This window comes from Haladaptatus sp. W1 (assembly GCF_001723155.1).
Classification (GTDB): domain Archaea; phylum Halobacteriota; class Halobacteria; order Halobacteriales; family Haladaptataceae; genus Haladaptatus; species Haladaptatus paucihalophilus.
In genome coordinates this window covers 1-2,834 of the sequence record NZ_MEIH01000157.1, presented here as the reverse complement: position 1 = coordinate 2,834, position 2,834 = coordinate 1, and the positions used below count along the sequence as shown (strand labels likewise).

Here is a 2,834-nt window from a genome sequence, read left to right as displayed (position 1 = left end):
TCTCCGGCGGTGCCCTATTCGGCAGTTTCGCCGCTCGAACCCTCGCCCCCGCATTCGGCATCGGGTCGCCGAACCTGTTGCTTGTGTCGCTGGTCGGTGCCCTCCTCGGCGGCCTCATCGGGAGTCGGGTGGCCCACTCCGCCCAACGGTTCGCCATCGTCGGGGGGAGCGCCCTCGCCGCCGCCTCGGCGGCGTACGCGTCGTTCGGGTCGGGTGGAGTCGAAACGATTGCCCTCCCGATGCTCGACGGGGCCGCAGACCCGCTCGTCGGGTCGCTTCTCGTCGGCGGCGTCACGGGGATTCTCGTCTGGCGGTTCTACCTGCCGTTCCTGACCGTCGTGACGAGCCTCCTCGGGGCAACCATCCTCCAACAACTCGCGCGCCAGTGGGGGAACGTCCTCCCGGTGTTTCAGGCAGACGTGTGGGCGATGCTCGGGACGAACGAGGTGTTCTGGCTCCTTCTCGTCGGGTCGGGCGTCCTGATCCAGTATCGCCGCCATCGCCGCCTGAAATCCCACGTTCGGTTGCGGCGGCTCTCCCCCGGACGGTCGCGGTGAATCGACTTTTATTCCCGTATTAGTACTGTTCGACGATTTTCAGTTCATCGCACTGTCGGACACCACAAAGCTTTCACCAGATGTGATGGAAACTATTTGTGAATCCACATGTCCCCCTGGTTGGTCACCTACACGTTCAGAGATGGGAGCACCGTCCGCCGCACCCTCGATGCTCCGACGATAGACGACGCGTACGAAGCGTCCACCCTCCCGAAGACTATCGGCGACCGCGTTCTCGACGGGATAACCATCGAGAACGAGCGCAGCGATCCGACGGCCACCGCACGTCGATACGGTTCGGCGAAGAGGAGCGAGGTACGGAACCCACGCCGCAACCGCGGATGGCGGAGTCCGGCGAGCGCGTGCGGAAAGTCGCGGGGGATACGTCGTAAGCGACCCGTCCACGTGGACGGGTCGCTGAAGATATCATTCGAAACGAACCGGTAGGTCAACCGCCCCAATACGACGAATGACTCCTTTCGGACACTATCGATTCTGGCGTCTCGAATTCGAATGATTCTCCACCGACATCCACGAGGAACGCGCACCTACTCCACGTCCTCGAACGCTTTCAACACGACCTTGCTCAGCGACGGGTGGATGTGAATCGTCTCGGTCACGTCGCCGACGGTCCCGGACCCGCTCGCCAGCGCGAGAAGGACCTCGTGAATCAGCGTCGAGGCGTCGGTACCGATGATGTGACAACCGAGAACGGCCCCGTCAGGGTCGGCGAGCACCTTGACGAAGCCGTCCCGGTCCTTGAGCGCGTTACCCCATCACCGTCTCCCGGTAGTCACATCGACCGACGGCGTACTCCCGCCCAGCATCCGCCAACTCTTGTTCCGTTTTTCCCGTTCCGGCAATCTGCGGTGACGTGAAAATCGCGTGGCCCATGCTCGTATACTCGACCGCCTCTCGCTCTCCGTCGAGGGCGTTTTCACGACGTACTTCGTCTCGTGGTCGGCGGCGTGTTTGAACTCGTAGGTCCCGATGACGTCACCCTGCGCCCAGACGTGTTCCGCGCTCGTCTCCAGAAACTCGTTCGTCTCGACGTAGCCGCGGTCGGAGACCGTTCCCGTCGAGGACCTCGTATCGGGCGACCGCGTTCTCGTCCGACCGGGCGAACGTGTTCCGGTGGACGGGACCGTTGTCGACGGCAGCGCCGCCATCGACGAGTCGCTCATCACGGGCGAGTCGATTCCCAAGACGCGACGTTCCGGCGACCCCGTGCTCGGCGGCACCATCGCGTCCGACAACCCCATCGTCGTCGAAGTCGGTACCGACGCGACCAGCACGCTCGACCGACTCGTCGAACGGTTGTGGCAGATTCAGAGTTCGCGGTCGGGAATTCAGCGACTCGCGGACAAACTGGCGACCCTCTTCGTCCCGACGGTGCTCGTCCTCGCGGTGGTCACGACGGGCTACCACCTCGTCACAGGTTCGACGGTCGCCACCGCCCTCCTCACCGGTCTCACCGTGCTCATCGTCTCGTGTCCCTGTGCGCTGGGGCTGGCGACGCCGCTGGCGGTCGCGTCGGGTATCCGGGAGGCGGCCGACCGGGGAATCGTAGTCGCTTCTGACGCCGTATTTGAGTCTGTCCCCGACGCCGATGTCGTGGTCTTCGACAAGACCGGCACGCTCACCCGATGGCGCGATGACCGTCCGGGATATCGTGGTCAACGATGACGCCGACGACACCGACGCCGACGCGGTACTCGCTCGTGCGGGCGCGCTCGAACGCTTTTCCGCTCACCCCATCGCGGCGGCCATCGCGGACGCGGCCGAGGAAACCCTCGACGCCGAAGACGTCGAGACGCACGACAGAGGCGTGACCGGCGTCGTAGACGGCGAGCAGGTCGTCGTCGGCCACCCGAGCCTCGTGGAGTCTCGTGGCGTTGCCCTCACATTGTCGGACGAATCGACGATGGCCGACGCCCGCAATGCGGGTCGCGTTCCAGTCGTCGTCGCGTGGGGTGGCCGCGTCCGCGGCGTCATCGTCGTCGGAGACACTCCACGACCCGAGTGGGAGACGGCCGTCGCGGCTATCGGCGGCGACCGCGACGTGGTGATACTCACGGGCGACGACGAGCGTGCCGTCTCCCGATTCCGCGCCGACCCGAACGTCTCGGAGGTGTTCGCGGGCGTTCCCCCGCAGGCCAAGCGGGAGACCATCGAACGCCTGAAATCTCGGGGGACGGTGGCGATGGTCGGCGACGGGAGCAACGACGCGCTGGCGCTCGCGGCGGCCGACATCGGCATCGCGCTCGGAAGCGGCAC

General features: G+C 65.5%; 3 protein-coding genes and 2 pseudogenes. 3 read left to right on the top strand and 2 right to left on the bottom strand.

Annotated elements, in window-relative coordinates; translation table 11 throughout:
• Together BG842_RS08555 and BG842_RS08550 are read left to right on the top strand one after the other, a co-directional pair.
• Positions 1-557 (top strand): hypothetical protein (locus tag BG842_RS08555; RefSeq protein WP_069450440.1); only part of this gene is annotated, 557 nt, incomplete at its 5' end.
• Between the two features lie 108 nt (positions 558-665).
• Positions 666-1,004 (top strand): hypothetical protein, encoded by a 339-nt coding sequence (locus BG842_RS08550; protein WP_254662999.1) that lies wholly within the window; start codon positions 666-668, stop codon positions 1,002-1,004.
• A 101-nt stretch (positions 1,005-1,105) separates the two neighbouring features.
• Here BG842_RS08550 and BG842_RS31295 read toward each other — a convergent pair.
• Positions 1,106-1,312: pseudogene (locus BG842_RS31295) on the bottom strand (dihydrolipoamide dehydrogenase); the annotation flags it as partial.
• 21 nt (positions 1,313-1,333) lie between these two features.
• On the bottom strand, positions 1,334-1,741 hold the full coding sequence (locus BG842_RS31290) for a hypothetical protein (RefSeq protein ID WP_254662997.1): 408 nt from the start codon (positions 1,739-1,741) through the stop codon (positions 1,334-1,336).
• Between BG842_RS31290 and BG842_RS33025 the strand changes: the two are divergent.
• A pseudogene (locus tag BG842_RS33025) lies at positions 1,623-2,834 on the top strand (heavy metal translocating P-type ATPase); the annotation flags it as partial. The gene BG842_RS31290 and the pseudogene BG842_RS33025 sit on opposite strands and share 119 nt — an antisense overlap.